General features: G+C 71.7%; 15 protein-coding genes. 11 read left to right on the forward strand and 4 right to left on the reverse strand.

Annotated elements, in window-relative coordinates:
• Window positions 1-110 precede the first annotated feature (110 nt).
• The 5 genes from ABZ822_RS10370 to ABZ822_RS10390 all read left to right on the forward strand — a co-directional run bounded on the left by ABZ822_RS10370 (window position 111) and on the right by ABZ822_RS10390 (window position 7,029).
• Window positions 111-1,550 (forward strand): M1 family metallopeptidase, encoded by a 1,440-nt coding sequence (locus ABZ822_RS10370; RefSeq protein WP_360849954.1) that lies wholly within the window; start codon window positions 111-113, stop codon window positions 1,548-1,550.
• 270 nt (window positions 1,551-1,820) lie between these two features.
• Window positions 1,821-2,885: a PfkB family carbohydrate kinase gene (locus ABZ822_RS10375; protein WP_360850481.1), complete on the forward strand. Its 1,065-nt coding sequence runs from the start codon at window positions 1,821-1,823 to the stop codon at window positions 2,883-2,885.
• A gap of 184 nt (window positions 2,886-3,069) precedes the next feature.
• The gene (locus tag ABZ822_RS10380; protein WP_360849956.1) at window positions 3,070-5,151 is read left to right on the forward strand and encodes a PhoH family protein; all 2,082 of its coding nucleotides are present in this window, start codon (window positions 3,070-3,072) and stop codon (window positions 5,149-5,151) included.
• A 26-nt stretch (window positions 5,152-5,177) separates the two neighbouring features.
• Window positions 5,178-5,675: an rRNA maturation RNase YbeY gene (ybeY, locus tag ABZ822_RS10385; protein ID WP_360849959.1), complete on the forward strand. Its 498-nt coding sequence runs from the start codon at window positions 5,178-5,180 to the stop codon at window positions 5,673-5,675.
• Window positions 5,676-5,691: 16 nt separating this feature from the next.
• A complete protein-coding gene (locus tag ABZ822_RS10390; RefSeq protein ID WP_360849962.1) occupies window positions 5,692-7,029 on the forward strand; it encodes a hemolysin family protein in 1,338 nt (445 codons plus the stop codon).
• Window positions 7,030-7,040: 11 nt separating this feature from the next.
• Here the strand turns inward: ABZ822_RS10390 and ABZ822_RS10395 are convergent, their stop codons facing one another.
• On the reverse strand, window positions 7,041-7,478 hold the full coding sequence (locus tag ABZ822_RS10395) for a GNAT family N-acetyltransferase (protein WP_360849965.1): 438 nt from the start codon (window positions 7,476-7,478) through the stop codon (window positions 7,041-7,043).
• Window positions 7,479-7,684: 206 nt separating this feature from the next.
• On the opposite strand from ABZ822_RS10395, the gene ABZ822_RS10400 reads away from it, so the two are divergent.
• A complete protein-coding gene (locus ABZ822_RS10400) occupies window positions 7,685-8,038 on the forward strand; it encodes a cytidine deaminase (protein WP_360849968.1) in 354 nt (117 codons plus the stop codon).
• A gap of 226 nt (window positions 8,039-8,264) precedes the next feature.
• On the forward strand, window positions 8,265-9,206 hold the full coding sequence (gene era, locus ABZ822_RS10405; RefSeq protein ID WP_360849971.1) for a GTPase Era: 942 nt from the start codon (window positions 8,265-8,267) through the stop codon (window positions 9,204-9,206).
• A gap of 108 nt (window positions 9,207-9,314) precedes the next feature.
• Here the strand turns inward: era and ABZ822_RS10410 are convergent, their stop codons facing one another.
• Window positions 9,315-9,581, reverse strand: coding sequence for a protealysin inhibitor emfourin (locus ABZ822_RS10410; RefSeq protein ID WP_360849974.1), 267 nt, complete (start codon window positions 9,579-9,581; stop codon window positions 9,315-9,317).
• A gap of 71 nt (window positions 9,582-9,652) precedes the next feature.
• Window positions 9,653-10,726 carry a M4 family metallopeptidase gene (locus tag ABZ822_RS10415; protein WP_360849977.1) on the reverse strand — a complete coding sequence of 358 codons (1,074 nt, stop codon included), beginning with the start codon at window positions 10,724-10,726 and terminating at the stop codon, window positions 9,653-9,655.
• Window positions 10,727-11,021: 295 nt separating this feature from the next.
• Here ABZ822_RS10415 and leuA point away from each other — a divergent pair, with 295 nt between their 5' ends.
• From leuA to ABZ822_RS10435, 4 genes are all read left to right on the forward strand, one after another.
• Entirely contained in the window at window positions 11,022-12,806 is a 1,785-nt protein-coding gene (gene leuA, locus ABZ822_RS10420) for a 2-isopropylmalate synthase (protein WP_360849980.1), read from the forward strand.
• A gap of 452 nt (window positions 12,807-13,258) precedes the next feature.
• Window positions 13,259-13,933 carry a TerB family tellurite resistance protein gene (locus tag ABZ822_RS10425; protein WP_360849983.1) on the forward strand — a complete coding sequence of 225 codons (675 nt, stop codon included), beginning with the start codon at window positions 13,259-13,261 and terminating at the stop codon, window positions 13,931-13,933.
• A gap of 125 nt (window positions 13,934-14,058) precedes the next feature.
• A complete protein-coding gene (gene recO, locus ABZ822_RS10430; protein WP_360849986.1) occupies window positions 14,059-14,808 on the forward strand; it encodes a DNA repair protein RecO in 750 nt (249 codons plus the stop codon).
• 37 nt (window positions 14,809-14,845) lie between these two features.
• Window positions 14,846-15,685 carry an isoprenyl transferase gene (locus tag ABZ822_RS10435; protein ID WP_360849989.1) on the forward strand — a complete coding sequence of 280 codons (840 nt, stop codon included), beginning with the start codon at window positions 14,846-14,848 and terminating at the stop codon, window positions 15,683-15,685.
• Window positions 15,686-15,868: 183 nt separating this feature from the next.
• On the opposite strand, the gene ABZ822_RS10440 is transcribed toward ABZ822_RS10435, so the two are convergent.
• Window positions 15,869-16,312, reverse strand: a complete 444-nt coding sequence (locus ABZ822_RS10440) for a transcriptional repressor (protein ID WP_360849992.1) — start codon at window positions 16,310-16,312, stop codon at window positions 15,869-15,871.
• Window positions 16,313-16,314 lie beyond the last annotated feature (2 nt).

Here is a 16,314-nt window from a genome sequence, read left to right on the forward strand (position 1 = left end):
TACGCCCGCGGCCCGCACCCTCTCGCCGGGCGCAGCCTGACACGCCGTCGTAGCCTGGAACCGAGCGCCCTTCAGGGCGCCGCCGCACCGGCGGGGAGCGCGGGTTCACCATGAGGCCGACCGTCCGCAGCAGCATGCCGGCCGCGGCGCTCATGGCGCTGCTGGCCGTCCTCGGCGCCGGATCCGCCGGGCACACCGGCCGGCCGGAGCCCGTCGCCGCGTCGACGGAGGCCCGGACCCACGCAGGTCCCACCCGCGTCGCCTACGACGTCTCGCTGCGCAGCGACACCACCGGCTCGCGCTGGACCGGGCGGGAGAGCGTGACGTTCACCAACACCTCGGGCACACCGCTGCGCGAGGTGTATGTGCGGCTGTGGGGCAACGCGTGGGACGGCTGCGGGCCGACGGCTCCCGTACGCGTCACGCGGGTCGAGGGCGGCACGTCCCGTGAGCTCACCGCCGACTGCACCGCCCTCCGCGTCGGGCTGCCGCGCCCGCTCGCGCACGGGGAGCGGACGACGGTCGCCCTCGACGTGGCGATCACCGCGCCCCGCCGCACCGAACGGTTCGGCCGCGACGGCCCGTACACGTACCTCGGCAACGCCCTGCCCGTGCTGGCCGTGCGCGATGCGCAGGGCTGGCACCTCGACCGCGATGCCGGCGTCGGCGAGAGCTACTACTCCCTGGCCGCGGACTTCCGGGTCCGCCTCGACCATCCCGCGGACCTGAGGGTGCCCGCCACGGGAACCGCCGTCACCGCGCGCGGTGACGGCGACGGCACCGGGGAGGGTGACGGCACCGGAGAGAGGGACGGCGACCGCACCGGGGAGGGGGACGCCGCCCGGTCCGTCACCACCGCCACCGCCCACCGCGTCCGCGACTTCGCCTGGGCAGCCGGGCCCTTCGTCACGTCGACGACCCGTTCCCCGGGGGGAGTCCGCATCACCGCCTACCGCCCCGAGGGCACCCCTGCCGCCACCGCCACAGCGTCGGCCCGCGTCGCCGCCGACGCCGTGGACGACTTCGGCGCGCGCTTCGGCCGCTACCCCTACGGCGAGACGGACCTCGTCCTGCACGACGGGTTCGCCAGGACATCCGGCGACATGGAGTACCCCGGCCTCGTCCTCCTCAACTCCCGTGCCGCGGGCGGCGCGACGGTGCACGAGATGGCCCACCAGTGGTGGTACGGCATCGTCGGCAACGACCAGTTCGACGCGCCCTGGCTCGACGAGGGCTTCGCCGTCTACGCCGAGGACGTCTTCCGAGGGGACCGCCGCCCCGGCTGCCGCCCCGCCACCGGCACGACCCGCTCCATGGGCCACTGGGCGGAGCACGAGGGCACCTGGAAAGCGGCCGTCTATCAAGGAGGTTCCTGTGCGCTGCACGCCCTGGAGCGGGAGATCGGCCGGCCCGCCATGGCGCGGCTGCTGAAGGACTACGCCCGTGACCACTGGTACGGGGTGTCGACCACAGCCGCCTTCCGGCGGGCCGCACAGGCCGTCACCGACCGCGATCTGGGCCCCTTCTGGCGCGCGTACGGCATCCGCTGACCGGAACCGGATCGCCCGCCGTGACCGACGGCGTACCGTACGGAGCGCACTTGGCCGGATCCGCGCAGCCGGATCCATAATCTGTTCATCCGGTGCGACCTGCACCGATCGCCGTCCGACGAGGAGTGGAGCGTGACGCGACGCGACGAGAACCGGCCGCTCCGCCCGTGCGGTGCGCCGCCCCGGTCCGTGACGGACGGCGGCGGGCCCGGAGGGGGCCGGGCCGCGCCCGGCGACCCCGAGGGCGGTACCCCGGCGACGGAGGGCCACCTGGTCGACCCGCTCGCCTCGCTCCGCACCCCCGACGATCCGCCCGTCGACGTCTACCTCACCGGCACCGTCTTCCTGGACATCATCTTCACCGGGCTCGACAGCGCCCCCGTCCGCGGTACGGAGTCCTGGGCGCGCGGCATGGGCTCCAGCCCGGGCGGCATCGCCAACATGGCCACCGCGCTCGCCCGGCTCGGCCTGCGCACCTCGCTGGCCGCCGCCTTCGGCGACGACGTCTACGGCGACTACTGCTGGGACAGCCTGGAGAACGGCGAGGGCATCGACCTGACCCCGTCGCACCGGGTGGCCGGCTGGCACTCCCCGGTCACCGTCTCCATGGCGTACGAGGGCGAGCGCACGATGGTCTCCCACGGGCACGAGGCGCCGCCGCCCGACCCGGTCCCCGGCTGCCCGCCCCGCTCACGCGCCTGCGTCGCCGCGCTGGCCCCTGGGCGCCAGGAGGACTGGATCGCGGCGTCCGCGCGCGACGGCAGCCGGATCTTCGCCGATGTCGGCTGGGACGACACGGGCCGCTGGGAACTGGCCGCGCTCGCCGACCTCGGGCACTGCGAGGCCTTCCTGCCCAACGCCGAGGAGGCGATGCGCTACACGCGGACCGTGAGCCCCCGCGCCGCCGCCCGTGCGCTGGCCGAGAAGGTGCCGCTGGCCGTGGTGACGCTGGGATCCGAGGGCGCGTACGCGGTGGACGGCGCGACCGGCGAGACCGCGTCCGTGCCCGCCATCCAGGTCGAGGCGCTCGACACCACGGGCGCCGGGGACGTCTTCGTCGCCGGTTTCGTCACGGGCACGCTCGCGGGCTGGCCCCTCGCCGACCGGCTGGCTTTCGCGGGCCTGACCGCCGCCCTCTCCGTCCAAGAGTTCGGCGGATCGCTCTCGGCCCCCGGATGGGTGGAGATCGCCGGCTGGTGGCAGCACGTGACCTCCCACGAGGGCCAGGCGGCCGCCCTGCGCCACTACGGCTTCCTCGGCGATCTGCTGCCCTCGGCCTCCCGCCCCCTGCCGCTGCGCCGCGCCGTCCCCACGGTCGGCTTCCGGCGGCGGTGAGGGAGGGCCCGCACGGCAGCCGGGGAAACGGCGGGCGGGCGGGGGAGGAGCGGCGGAGAACGCCGGTGAAAAGGGCTCGGGCGTTGTCGGTGCTCCGTCGTAGGCTTGGAGCACAGGGTCGTACGAAATGGCGTACGGCATGTCGAGCACAGAAGGCGGGGTCAGCAGGCCAGAGAGCCGGCCCATGACTCAGACACCCACACGATCGCAGGCAACCGCCCACTTCACCGTCTCGCCCAAGCACCCCATGGTGATGGTTCTGGGGTCCGGGGACTCCCTTCTGCGCGTGATCGAGCAGGAGTTCCCGTCGACCGACATCCATGTGCGGGGCAACGAGATCAGCGTGACCGGGGACTCCAAGGAAGTCGCCCTGGTCCAGCGCCTGTTCGACGAGATGATGCTGGTACTCCGCACCGGCCAGCCCATGTCGGAGGACGCGGTGGAGCGCTCGATCGCCATGCTCCGCGAGGAGGAGGGCGGGGGCGGCGCGGCCGAGACCCCTTCCGAAGTGCTGACGCAGAACATCCTGTCCAGCCGCGGCCGCACGATCCGCCCGAAGACGCTCAACCAGAAGCGCTACGTCGACGCGATCGACAAGCACACCGTCGTCTTCGGCATCGGCCCCGCCGGCACCGGCAAGACGTATCTGGCCATGGCCAAGGCGGTCCAGGCGCTCCAGTCCAAGCAGGTCAACCGGATCATCCTGACGCGGCCCGCGGTCGAGGCGGGCGAGCGGCTCGGCTTCCTGCCCGGCACGCTCTACGAGAAGATCGACCCGTATCTGCGCCCGCTCTACGACGCGCTGCACGACATGCTCGACCCCGACTCGATCCCGCGCCTGATGGCGGCCGGGACGATCGAGGTGGCACCGCTGGCATACATGCGCGGGCGCGCCCAGCCGCTCTTCACCAATGTCCTGACCCCCGACGGCTGGCGCCCCATCGGCGACCTCCAGGTCGGCGACCTGGTGATCGGCTCGAACGGCGAGCCCACCCCGGTCCTTGGCGTGTACCCGCAGGGTGAGAAGGACATCTACCGCGTCACCGCCCAGGACGGCGCCTGGACGCTGTGCTGCGGCGAGCACCTGTGGACTGTGAGGACCGCTTCGGACAGGCGTCGCGACAAGCCGTGGCGCGTCCTGGAGACGCAGGAGATGATCGGCAACCTGCGTGCGGCTCACGCACACCGCTACGAGCTGCCGCTGCTCACGGAGCCCGTGTGCTTCCCGGAGCGCGAGGTCCCCATGGACCCGTACGCGCTGGGTCTGCTGCTCGGAGACGGGTGCCTCACCGGTTCCACCACGCCGTCATTCGCCACGAACGACCCGGAACTCGCCTCCGCCCTGGAAGCGGCGCTGCCCGGCGTCGAGGTCCGGTGGAAGGACCGGGTGAACTACACCCTGAACCGCGTGAAGGCACCCGGCGATGTCATCACACTGGAGAATCCGGTCACGGGAGCTCTCCGAGCCCTGGACCTGCTCGGCACCAGGTCCTCATCGAAGTTCGTGCCGGATGCCTATCTCCACAACTCCGCGGATGTCCGCCTGGCCCTGCTCCAGGGGCTGCTGGACTCCGACGGTGGGCCCGTGCCCCAAGCGGGCCGGACGTGCCGTATCCAGTACACGACCACCTCGATCCTGCTCCGTGACGATGTCATCTCACTCGTCCAGTCGCTGGGAGGCGTCGCCTACGCCCGCCGGAGGCTCGCGGAGGGCCGCAAGCCGGGGAAGGCCGACGGACGGGACGTTCACTACCGCAGTGACGCGCATATCGTCGACATCCGCCTCCCGGAGGGCATCGAGCCCTTCCGGCTCGCGCGCAAGCTCGAGACGTACCGGGCTGCCGGGGGCGGGGGACGGCCGATGCGCTTCATCGACTCGATCGAACCCGCGGGCGTGGAGGAGACGGTGTGCATCCAGGTCGCAGCCGCAGACTCGCTCTACGTCACCGAGAACTACCTGCTGACGCACAACACGCTCAACGACGCGTTCATCATCCTCGACGAGGCGCAGAACACGAACCCCGAGCAGATGAAGATGTTCCTCACCCGGCTCGGCTTCGACTCCAAGATCGTCATCACCGGCGACGTCACCCAGGTCGACCTACCCGGCGGCACCAAGAGCGGCCTCCGCCAGGTGCGCGACATCCTCGACGGGGTGGACGACGTCCACTTCTCCCTCCTCAACAGCAGCGATGTGGTCCGCCACAAGCTCGTCGGCCGTATTGTCGACGCCTACGAGCAGTACGACAGCCGCAACGGGCAGTGACACCGAAAGAGCCTGACACCCACCTCATGTCGATCGACGTCAACAACGAGTCCGGCACGGACATCGACGAGCAGGCGATCCTGGACGTCGCCCGCTACGCCCTCGCCCGGATGCGCATCCACCCGCTGTCCGAGCTGTCGGTGATCGTCGTCGACGCCGCCGCCATGGAGCAGCTCCACATCCAGTGGATGGACCTGCCAGGGCCCACCGATGTCATGTCCTTCCCGATGGACGAGCTGCGTCCGCCCGCGAAGGACGACGAGGAGCCCCCGCAGGGCCTCCTCGGCGACATCGTGCTCTGCCCCGAGGTCGCCACGAAGCAGGGCGAGGAAGCGCCGACGCAGCACTCCATGGACGAGGAGCTCCAGCTCCTCACCGTCCACGGCGTGCTGCACCTGCTCGGCTACGACCACGAGGAGTCCGGCGAGCGCGCCGAGATGTTCGGCCTGCAGAAGGCGATCATCGACGGCTGGCGCTCCGAGCGCGGCCTCGAAGGCCCCTCACCTGCCCCCACCACACGATGACGGGACGGACGACACGATGACCGGTCAGTTCATCGCGGTGGCCGTCCTGCTGGTCGTGATCGCGTGGCTCGCCGCCTGCGCCGAGGCGGGCCTCGCCCGCACGACCCGCTTCCGCGCGGAGGAGGCCGTACGCTCCGGGCGGCGCGGCAGCGCGGGGCTCCTCGCCGTCGCCGACGACCCCACCCGCTATCTGAACGTCGCGCTGCTCGTGCGCGTCGCCTGCGAGATGGGCGCCGGCGTCCTGGTGACGTACGTCTGCCTCCAGGACTTCGACAAGACCTGGGAGGCCCTGGCCGTCGCGCTCGGCGTGATGGTCCTCGTCTCCTACGTCGCCGTCGGCGTCTCGCCGCGCACCATCGGCCGCCAGCACCCGCTGAACACCGCCACCGCCGCCGCGTACGTCCTGCTGCCGCTCGCCCGCATCATGGGCCCGATCCCGCAGCTGCTGATCCTCCTCGGCAACGCCTTCACCCCCGGCAAGGGCTTCCGCAAGGGCCCGTTCGCCTCGGAGGCCGAGCTGCGCGCCATGGTCGACCTCGCCGAGTCCGAGCAGCTCATCGAGGACGACGAACGCCGCATGGTGCACTCGGTGTTCGAGCTGGGCGACACCCTCGTCCGCGAGGTGATGGTGCCGCGCACGGACCTGATCGTGATCGAGCGGGCCAAGACCGTGCGCCAGGCCCTCACGCTCGCCCTGCGCTCCGGCTTCTCCCGCATCCCGGTGACCGGCGAGAGCGAGGACGACATCGTCGGCATCGTCTATCTGAAGGACCTCGTCCGGAAGACGCACATCAACCGCGACGCCGAGAGCGACCCGGTCTCCACCGCGATGCGTCCCGCGGCGTTCGTGCCCGACACCAAGAACGCGGGCGATCTGCTGCGCGAGATGCAGAAGGAGCGCAACCACGTCGCGGTCGTGATCGACGAGTACGGCGGCACGGCCGGCATCGTCACCATCGAGGACATCCTCGAGGAGATCGTCGGCGAGATCACCGACGAGTACGACCGTGAACTCCCGCCCGTGGAGGAGCTGGACGAGGGGCGCTACCGCGTCACCGCCCGCCTCGACATCGGCGACCTCGGCGAGCTGTACGGCCTGGAGCTGGACGACGAGGACGTGGAGACCGTCGGCGGCCTGCTCGCCAAGTCCCTGGGCCGGGTGCCGATCGCCGGGGCGACGGCGGAGGTCGATCTGTCCGAGGACGCCTCCGACCCGGAGCTGAAGGCGCTGCGGCTGACGGCGGAGGCCGCCGCGGGCCGCAGGAACCGGATCGTCACGGTCCTGGTCGAGCCGGTGCGCTCCACGGTCGCGGGCGAGGACGGCGACTCCGGCGGCACGGACGGCAAGGGCTGACGGCGGGGCCGTCAGCCGGCGTGATCCTGCGTGAACGTCCAGACCAGCACGGTCCGATCCGGCTCGGCCGCGCCGCCCGCCGCGGTGTACGTGGCCAGGGCGGCGGTGTTGTCGCCCTCGGTCGCGACCCACATCCCGTAACAGCCGCGCTCGCGGGCGAGATCCGCGAGCGCGGCCGTGAGCGCGCGGCCGATGCCGCGGCGCCGGTACGGCTCGTCCACGCCCAGTTCGTAGAGGAACATCTCGGTCCCCTTGTCGGGGTGCGTCGTCTCGACGCCGGTGACCATGCCCGCGGGGACGCCGTCCACGTACGCGACGAGGAGGTGGTGGCCCGGGGCCGCGAGGAAGCGCTCGGTCGCCTCCGGCTTCGGCGGCCCGTCGAAGAGGTGGCCCGCGGCCCTCACGTCGTCCGGCCGGGTCACTCGACGGATCTCGCTGCGGGGCGCCATGCGGGCGAGCGTAGCCAGCCGCGCACGGCTCCGCAGCAGGACCGCAGCAGGACCGCGGCAGGACCGCGGCAGGACCGTGGCAGGACCGCGGCAGGACCGTGGCAGGACCGCGGCAGGGCACAGACGAGGCCCCCGGCCGGTCCCGGGCCGGGGGCAGTGCCGGGCCGTCGCGTCCCGGCCACGCGTGGCTCTCTATGATCGGCCTCATGAGCGACAGCGACGCCCTGACCCCCGAGGACCGCAAGATCATCACCCTGGCCCGCTCCGCGCGAGCGCGGAACGGCGTCCCCGAGGGTGCGGCCGTACGGGACGAGACCGGCCGCACCTATGTCGCCGGGACCGTCGGCCTCCCGTCGCTCACGCTCAGCGCGCTCCAGACCGCCGTGGCCATGGCGGTCGCCAGCGGCGCCACGTCCCTGGAGGCGGCCGCCGTGGTCACCGACGCGGACGCCGTACGGGACGAGGACCGCGCGGCCGTACGGGATCTGGGCGGCGCCGCGACGCCGGTGCTGCTCGCGGGCAGCGACGGCGCGCTGCGCACCACCGTCACCGCGGGCTGAGCCCCGCTCCCGCGCCCAGGGCCCAACTCATCTGCCGGTGCGGCCTGTTCGGTCAGGACCGGCGCCGGGCGCGTACGGGACGGTGGCGCTCTCCACCCCCGGTGTTCCCGGTCGGCAGTGCGACGCGGCGGAGGCGGCCCGGCAGGCCGTCACGGGCGGGTGCTCCGGCCGGGCCGGGAGGCTCGCATGGTCGGCCGTGGTCCGGCCATCGGGGAGAATGGGCCCCATGACTGCAGCTTCCTCCACCGGCCAGGACCACCACCGCGCGGGATTCGCGTGCTTCGTCGGCCGTCCCAACGCGGGCAAGTCGACCCTGACCAACGCGCTGGTGGGGACGAAGGTGGCGATCACCTCCACACGGCCGCAGACCACCCGGCACACCGTCCGCGGCGTCGTGCACCGCCCCGACGCCCAGCTCGTCCTCGTCGACACTCCCGGTCTGCACAAGCCGCGTACGCTGCTCGGCGAGCGCCTCAACGACGTCGTGCGGACCACCTGGGCCGAGGTCGACGTGATCGGCTTCTGCCTGCCGGCCGACCAGAAGCTCGGCCCCGGCGACCGCTTCATCGCCGGTGAACTCGCGGGGATCAAGAAGACGCCCAAGGTCGCCATCGTCACCAAGACAGATCTGGTGGACTCCAAGCAGCTCGCCGAGCAGCTTCTCGCCGTCGACCGGCTCGGCAAGGAACTGGGCATCGAGTGGGCCGAGATCGTCCCCGTCTCGGCCGTCGCGGAGTCCCAGCTCGGGCTGCTCGCCGACCTCCTCGTGCCCTTGCTGCCCGAGGGCCCGGAGCTGTACCCCGAGGGCCACCTCACCGACGAGCCGGAGCAGGTGATGGTCGCGGAGCTGATCCGCGAGGCCGCGCTGGAGGGCGTACGGGACGAGCTGCCGCACTCGATCGCGGTCGTGGTCGAGGAGATGCTGCCCCGCCCGGACCGTCCGGCAGACCGCCCGCTGCTGGACGTCCACGCCAACATCTTCATCGAGCGGCCGAGCCAGAAGGGCATCATCATCGGCCCGAAGGGCGCCCGGCTGAAGGCCGTCGGCACCACCTCGCGCAAGCACATCGAGGCGCTGCTCGGGACCCCGGTCTTCCTCGACCTCCATGTGAAGGTCGCCAAGGACTGGCAACGGGACCCCAAGCAGCTCCGCCGACTGGGCTTCTGAAGGACGCGGCCGCCCACGCGGACGCCGACGGCGATCGCGATCGTGTCCGCGCAGGCGTCACCGCACCTCGTACGCCGCGCCGTGCTCCCTCCGCGTGCCTGACGTGCCCTACGCGCCTTCCTTCAGAACGCGGGTGATCAGCGTGCGCTCCGCCTCGCTGAGGCGGGGGTCCGCGCAGTAGATCGTGCGGTCCCCGACCGTGACCTGGTAGCTGAAGCCGTCCGGCACACCCACCGGCGGAGTGTCCCGCCCTTCCGCGAGCGCTCGCTCGGCCAGGGCCTGCCAGTCCTGCGCGTCGGACCGTCCCGCGGTGTCCACCTCGGCATTCCGGGGGATTCCCGTGAACCCCCCGGTGCGCTTCACCTGAATTCGCATGGGTCCATCTGTACCCCCTTCGGGGCCCGCGTCCCGCGCGGTTCGGGGCCCGCGCCCCGGTCGGCTTCCCGTCACGTCCGCTCGGTCGTCTCCACGCCGACCTCCTCCCACGCCTTCACCAGCGCCTCCCGCTCCTCGTCGTCGCCGTAGCGCTCCTCGGCGGCGGAAACGGTGAGCCGGGCGAAGTCGGCGAAGTCCGCGTCGGAGGCCAGCTCGCCGCCGGTCAGCACGTCGTACCAGATCTGCCCGGCCCGCTCCCAGGCGTGTCCGCCCAGGCTCTTGGCGGCGAGGTAGAAGGCGTGGTTCGGGATGCCGGAGTTGATGTGCACGCCGCCGTTGTCGCTGCCGGTGCGGACGTAGTCGTCCATCGTGGCGGGCTGCGGGTCCTTGCCCAGCACGTCGTCGTCGTACGCCGTGCCCGGGGCCTTCATCGAGCGCAGCGCCTCCCCGGTGACGCGCGGGGCGAGCAGCCCGGCGCCGATCAGCCAGTCGGCCTCGGCGGCGGTCTGGCCGAGCGCGTACTGCTTGATGAGGGATCCGAAGACGTCGGACACCGACTCGTTGAGCGCGCCGGACTGGCCGAAGTACTCGAGGTTGGCGGTGTACTGCGTGACGCCGTGGGTCAGCTCGTGGCCGATCACGTCCACCGGGATGGTGAAGTCGAGGAAGACCTCGCCGTCGCCGTCGCCGAAGACCATGCGCTCGCCGTCCCAGAAGGCGTTGCCGTAGTCCTCGCCGTAGTGGACGGTCGCGTCCAGCGGCAGGCCCGAGCCGTCGATCGACACCCGGCCGTACGCCTTGAGGAACAGCTCGAAGGTGGCGCCGAGGCCGGCGTAGGCGCGGTTGACGGTGGCGTCCTTCACGGGCTCCTGGCCCTCGGTCCGCACCTCGCGGCCCGGCAGGTCCTCGCGTCCCTGGGCGTCGCTGATCGTGCGGTCCGGGCGGTCGTCGGGGCCTCGCCGGCCGGCCGCGGCCGTCAGGCCCGCGACGGTGGTCAGCCGGCGCCGGGTGCGCTGGGCGGCGTCCCGCTCCAGGGTGCGGCGGGCGGGGCCCGCGACGGCCGTCTCCCCGGACCGGGCCAGCCGGTCGAGGAGATGCGGCGGGACGATCGTGCAGAAGACGGGATGTACGGGGTGTACGGTCATGGAGCGCAATGTGGCACAGAGTTGTGGAAGTGTCACCGGTTGCAACAGGACTTAGTGAAATGGAGTGATCCGTCACTCTTTGCCCGGTGAGGTATGCGCGTCTTGCATACTGAAACGGACTCGGTGCCTCGCGCCTGCTCGGTTAAGCTTCTGCGCATCATGCGTTTCGGGCTGCTTCTTCTTAGCTGCCGCGGCGAGGGCCTGTAGTCGAAGGCCGACCCCCTCCCCGCGGAGTCCGGTGTTGCCCACCGCCGTCGTCGGCCGTCGAAGCCCATTCGACAGGAGCCCAGCCCCCATGACGACCTCCCCGAGTTCCGCGTCCGGGAATTCCGTAGGCCGCCCCACCCCCGTCACGGCCGCGACCGTGACCCAGAAGCCCTCCGGCATGCCCGTCCACAAGTACGGGCCGTACGAGGCCGTGGACATCCCCGACCGCACCTGGCCGAACCGCCGCATCACGCAGGCACCCCGCTGGCTCTCCACCGACCTGCGGGACGGCAATCAGGCCCTGATCGACCCCATGTCGCCCGCCCGCAAGCGCGCGATGTTCGACCTCCTGGTGCGGATGGGCTACAAGGAGATCGAGGTCGGCTTCCCCTCGTCGGGCCAGACGGATTTCGACTTCGTCCGCTCGATCATCGAGGAGGACGCGATCCCGGAGGACGTGACGATCTCCGTCCTCACCCAGGCCCGTGAAGAGCTGATCGAGCGCACCGTCGAGTCCCTGAAGGGCGCGCACCGGGCCACCGTCCACCTCTACAACGCGACCGCCCCGACCTTCCGCCGCGTCGTCTTCCGCGGCACCCGCGAGCAGGTCAAGGCCATCGCCACGGACGGCACCCGGCTGGTGATGGAGTACGCGGAGAAGCTGCTCGACGACCGTACGTCCTTCGGCTACCAGTACAGCCCGGAGATCTTCACCGACACCGAGCTGGACTTCGCCCTGGAGGTCTGCGAGGGCGTCATGGACGTCTGGCAGCCCGAGCCGGGCCGCGAGATCATCCTCAACCTGCCCGCCACCGTGGAGCGTTCGACGCCGAGCACGCACGCCGACCGCTTCGAGTGGATGTCGCGCCACCTGTCACGGCGCGAGCACGTCTGCCTGTCCGCGCACCCGCACAACGACCGCGGCACCGCCGTCGCCGCAGCCGAACTGGCCGTCATGGCAGGTGCGGACCGTATCGAGGGCTGCCTGTTCGGCCAGGGTGAGCGCACCGGCAACGTCGACCTGGTCACGCTGGGGATGAACCTCTTCTCCCAGGGCGTCGACCCGCAGATCGACTTCTCGGAGATCGACGAGATCCGTCGCACCGCCGAGTACTGCAACCAGATGACCATCCACCCGCGCCACCCCTACGCGGGCGACCTGGTCTACACGTCCTTCTCCGGCTCCCACCAGGACGCCATCAAGAAGGGCTTCGAGGCGATGGACACGACCGCGGCCGACCAGGGCGTGACGGTCGACGACATCGAGTGGACCGTGCCCTACCTGCCGATCGACCCGAAGGACGTGGGCCGGTCCTACGAGGCCGTGATCCGCGTCAACTCGCAGTCCGGCAAGGGCGGTGTGGCCTACGTCCTGAAGAACGACCACAAGCTGGACCTGCCGCGCCGGATGCAGATCGAGTTCTCGAAGCTCATCCAGGCGAAGACCCATGCGGAGGGCGGCGAGATCACGCCGCAGGAGATCTGGGCGGTGTTCCAGGACGAGTACCTGCCGAACCCGGACAACCCGTGGGGCCGTCTCCAGCTGCGTGCCGGGCAGGCGACCACCGACAAGGACGGCATCGACACCCTCACCGTCGAGGCGGTCGTGAACGGCGAGGACACCGTGCTGAACGGTACGGGCAACGGTCCGATCTCGGCGTTCTTCGACGCCCTGGCGCACGTCGGGGTCGACGCCCGGCTCCTGGACTACCAGGAGCACACGATGAGCGAGGGCGCCAGCGCACAGGCCGCCTCGTACATCGAGTGCGCCATCGACGGAAAGGTGCTGTGGGGGATCGGTATCGACCCCAACACCACCCGCGCCTCGCTGAAGGCCGTGGTCTCCGCGGTCAACCGCGCGGCCCGCGCCTGATCATGCCCGCGCCCGGTCGCGCACGCCCGTGATCGCGCACGTACGTGATCGCGTACGCCCGGGATCGCACACGTACGTGATCGTGCACGCACTTGATTGCGTGCGCGTCGTGCGCGCTCCTGATCGCGTACGCGGTTCCTGACCCCGTACGCGGCCCCGGCCGGGTCGCGTACGGGCGCGCGGGGCCGGCCGTGTGCCGGAAAACACCCCGCACGCGCCGGAACGCCCCGGCGTGCGCCTGACCTGCCGCGCTCGCCCCGCGCCCCTCGCGCGGGGCGAGCGCCGTGGCCACCGTTTCCCGCCATCCCTCCGTGCGAGGTGCTGACGTCACCTCGACGATGTGGTTAACATCACCTCCAACACGGCGCCGTTGCCGAAGAGTCACCGCGTCACGGCGTTCCGTGGCCATCAGGATTCGGGAACTCTTGGGCCTACGCGCCGGAGGTGCGCTTATGCAGCGCGTATGGGGTGTGCGCACGACCTGGCACACGGTCGGAGACGGTGAGTTCTTCTGTCCCGACTGCGGCGGCGACCGCAACTACCGCCGCCGCACGGGCCGCCGCCGTCTCGCCGTGCTCGGTCTGCCGCTCCTCCCGCGCGGATCCGCCGCCCCGGTCGTCGAATGCTCCTCGTGCCGCACCCGGTTCGGCGCCGATGTGCTCGACCACCCCACCACCCACCGCTTCTCGACCATGCTCCGCGACGCCGTCCACACCGTCGCCCTCGCCGTGCTCGCGGCGGGCGGAGCGGAGGACCGCACGGTCCGCGAGGCCGCGGTCGACGCGGTGCGCGGCGCCGGCTTCGAGGAGTGCACCGGAGAGCAGCTCCTCACCCTCGTCGAGGCGCTGGCGGCCGACACCGGCCGTCTGCCCGACCGGTACGAGGACGGCGGCGACGGCGGCACCGCGCTCGCCATCGAACTCCACGAGGCCCTCGAACCCCTGGCCCCGCACCTCGCCGCCACCGGCCGCGAGGGCATCCTGCTGCAGGGGGCCCGTATCGCCCTCGCCGACGGCCCGTACAGCCCTGCCGAACGCGAAGCGCTGGGTGCCGTCGGCCGCGCGCTGCTGATCGGCGAGCGGGAGACCGAGCGTCTACTCACGGCCGCCGCCCGCATGCCCTCCTGACCGCCGCACACCTCAGGTCCGCCGCTTCGGGCCGGCCGTCACCGTGACAGCCGTCCGTCGCCCGCGAGGGTTCCGAGTACGCCCCTTCCGCCCGCCCGGGCATCGCCGTACGGGACAATGGCCGCATGAGTCTGTTCCGCGACGACGGCATCGTGCTGCGCACCCAGAAGCTGGGTGAGGCGGACCGGATCATCACGCTGCTCACCCGCGGCCACGGACGCGTCCGGGCGGTCGCCCGCGGAGTGCGGCGCACCAAGTCGAAGTTCGGGGCGCGGCTGGAGCCGTTCTCCCACGTCGATGTGCAGTTCTTCTCGCGCGGCAGTGAACTCGTGGGCCGCGGCCTGCCGCTGTGCACACAGAGCGAGACCATCGCTCCGTACGGTGGCCGCATCGTCACCGACTACGCCCGCTACACCGCCGGCACCGCCATGCTCGAGACCGCGGAGCGGTTCACCGACCACGAGGGCGAGCCCGCCGTGCAGCAGTACCTGCTGCTGGTCGGGGGGTTGCGGACGCTCGCCGCGGGCGAGCACGCCCCGCATCTGGTCCTCGACGCCTTCCTGCTGCGCTCCCTCGCGGTCGGCGGCTACGCGCCGAGCTTCGACGCCTGCGCGCGCTGCGGCATACCGGGCCCCAACCGGTTCTTCTCGGTCGCAGCCGGAGGCGTGGTGTGTGCCGACTGCCGCGTGCCGGGAAGCGTCGTACCCTCGGCGGAGTCCCTGACCCTGCTCGGTGCGCTGCTGACCGGCGACTGGGAGACGGCGGACGCGTGCGAGGCGCGCCACGTACGGGAGGGCAGCGGACTCGTGGCGGCGTACCTGCACTGGCACTTGGAGCGGGGTCTGCGGTCGCTCCGGTACGTAGAGAAGACGTAGGAACGCAGAGAACCACCGAATGGGAGACGTGAACCGCATGGCACGACGCGGGATTCTGGGCCGCAACCGCCGCACCTATCAGGCCCCCGAGCCGCACCCGTCCGGTGCGCGCCCGCCGAAGATCCCCGGCGAGCTGGTCCCCAACCACGTCGCGTGCGTCATGGACGGCAACGGCCGCTGGGCGAAGGAGCGCGGGCTGCCGCGCACCGAGGGGCACAGGGTCGGCGAGGGCGTTGTCCTCGACGTCCTCAAGGGCTGCCTGGAGATGGGGGTCAAGAACCTCTCGCTGTACGCCTTCTCCACCGAGAACTGGAAGCGCTCGCCCGACGAGGTGCGCTTCCTGATGAACTTCAACCGCGACGTCATCCGCCGCCGCCGCGACGAGATGGACGCGCTGGGCATCCGCATCCGCTGGGTCGGCCGGATGCCGAAGCTGTGGAAGTCGGTCGTCCAGGAGCTCCAGGTCGCCCAGGAGCAGACGAAGGACAACGACGCGATGACGCTCTACTTCTGCGTCAACTACGGCGGTCGCGCGGAGATCGCCGACGCGGCGGCGGCGCTGGCCGCGGACGTGAAGTCCGGGAAGCTCGACCCGTCCAAGGTCAACGAGAAGACCTTCGCGAAGTACCTCTACTACCCGGACATGCCGGACGTCGACCTCTTCCTGCGCCCGAGCGGCGAACAGCGGACGTCCAACTACCTGATATGGCAGAGCTCGTACGCGGAGATGGTCTTCCAGGACGTCCTGTGGCCGGACTTCGACCGGCGCGACCTGTGGCGCGCGTGCCTGGAGTACGCGCAGCGCGACCGCCGCTTCGGCGGTGCCCTCCCCAACGAGACGCCGGAGGCGGACCAGCCAGGCGCCGCACCGGCCTGACGGAGTACCTGGGGGTTGCTCAGCGCCTCGGCGGCGAGCAACCCCCGCCCAGCTGCGTCGGCTTGGCCTGGCCGCGATGCGAGAGGCCCAACGCCCCACTGCCCGCGGCCGGTTGTGCACGGCGTGCAGGGGTCAGGGGGACGGCGGGAGTGGCCGTGGCGGAGTGGCGGCGGGGGTGACGGCTTACGCCTGTGCGGCCTTGGCCGCGCAGGCCCCGCACGTGCCGAAGATCTCGATCGTGTGCGCCACGTCCACGAAGCCGTTGTCCGCCGCGATCTGGTCGGCCCACTTCTCCACGGCGGGGCCTTCCACCTCGACCGCCTTGCCGCAGCTGCGGCACACCAGATGGTGGTGGTGGTCGTCGGTGCTGCAGCGGCGGTAGACGGACTCGCCGTCGCTGGTGCGCAGGACGTCGACCTCGCCCGCGTCCGCGAGCGACTGCAGTGTGCGGTAGACGGTGGTCAGACCGACCGAGTCGCCCCGGTGCTTGAGCATGTCGTGCAGCTCCTGGGCGCTGCGGAACTCGGTGACCTCGTCGAGGGCCGCCGCCACCGCGGCGCGCTGCCGGGTCGACCGGCCTCGCACCGGCGGGGGTGTGCTCGTTCCACTGCTCCCCGCGGTCGACACCG

This window comes from Streptomyces sp. NPDC047108, assembly GCF_040643575.1.
Taxonomy (GTDB): domain Bacteria; phylum Actinomycetota; class Actinomycetes; order Streptomycetales; family Streptomycetaceae; genus Streptomyces.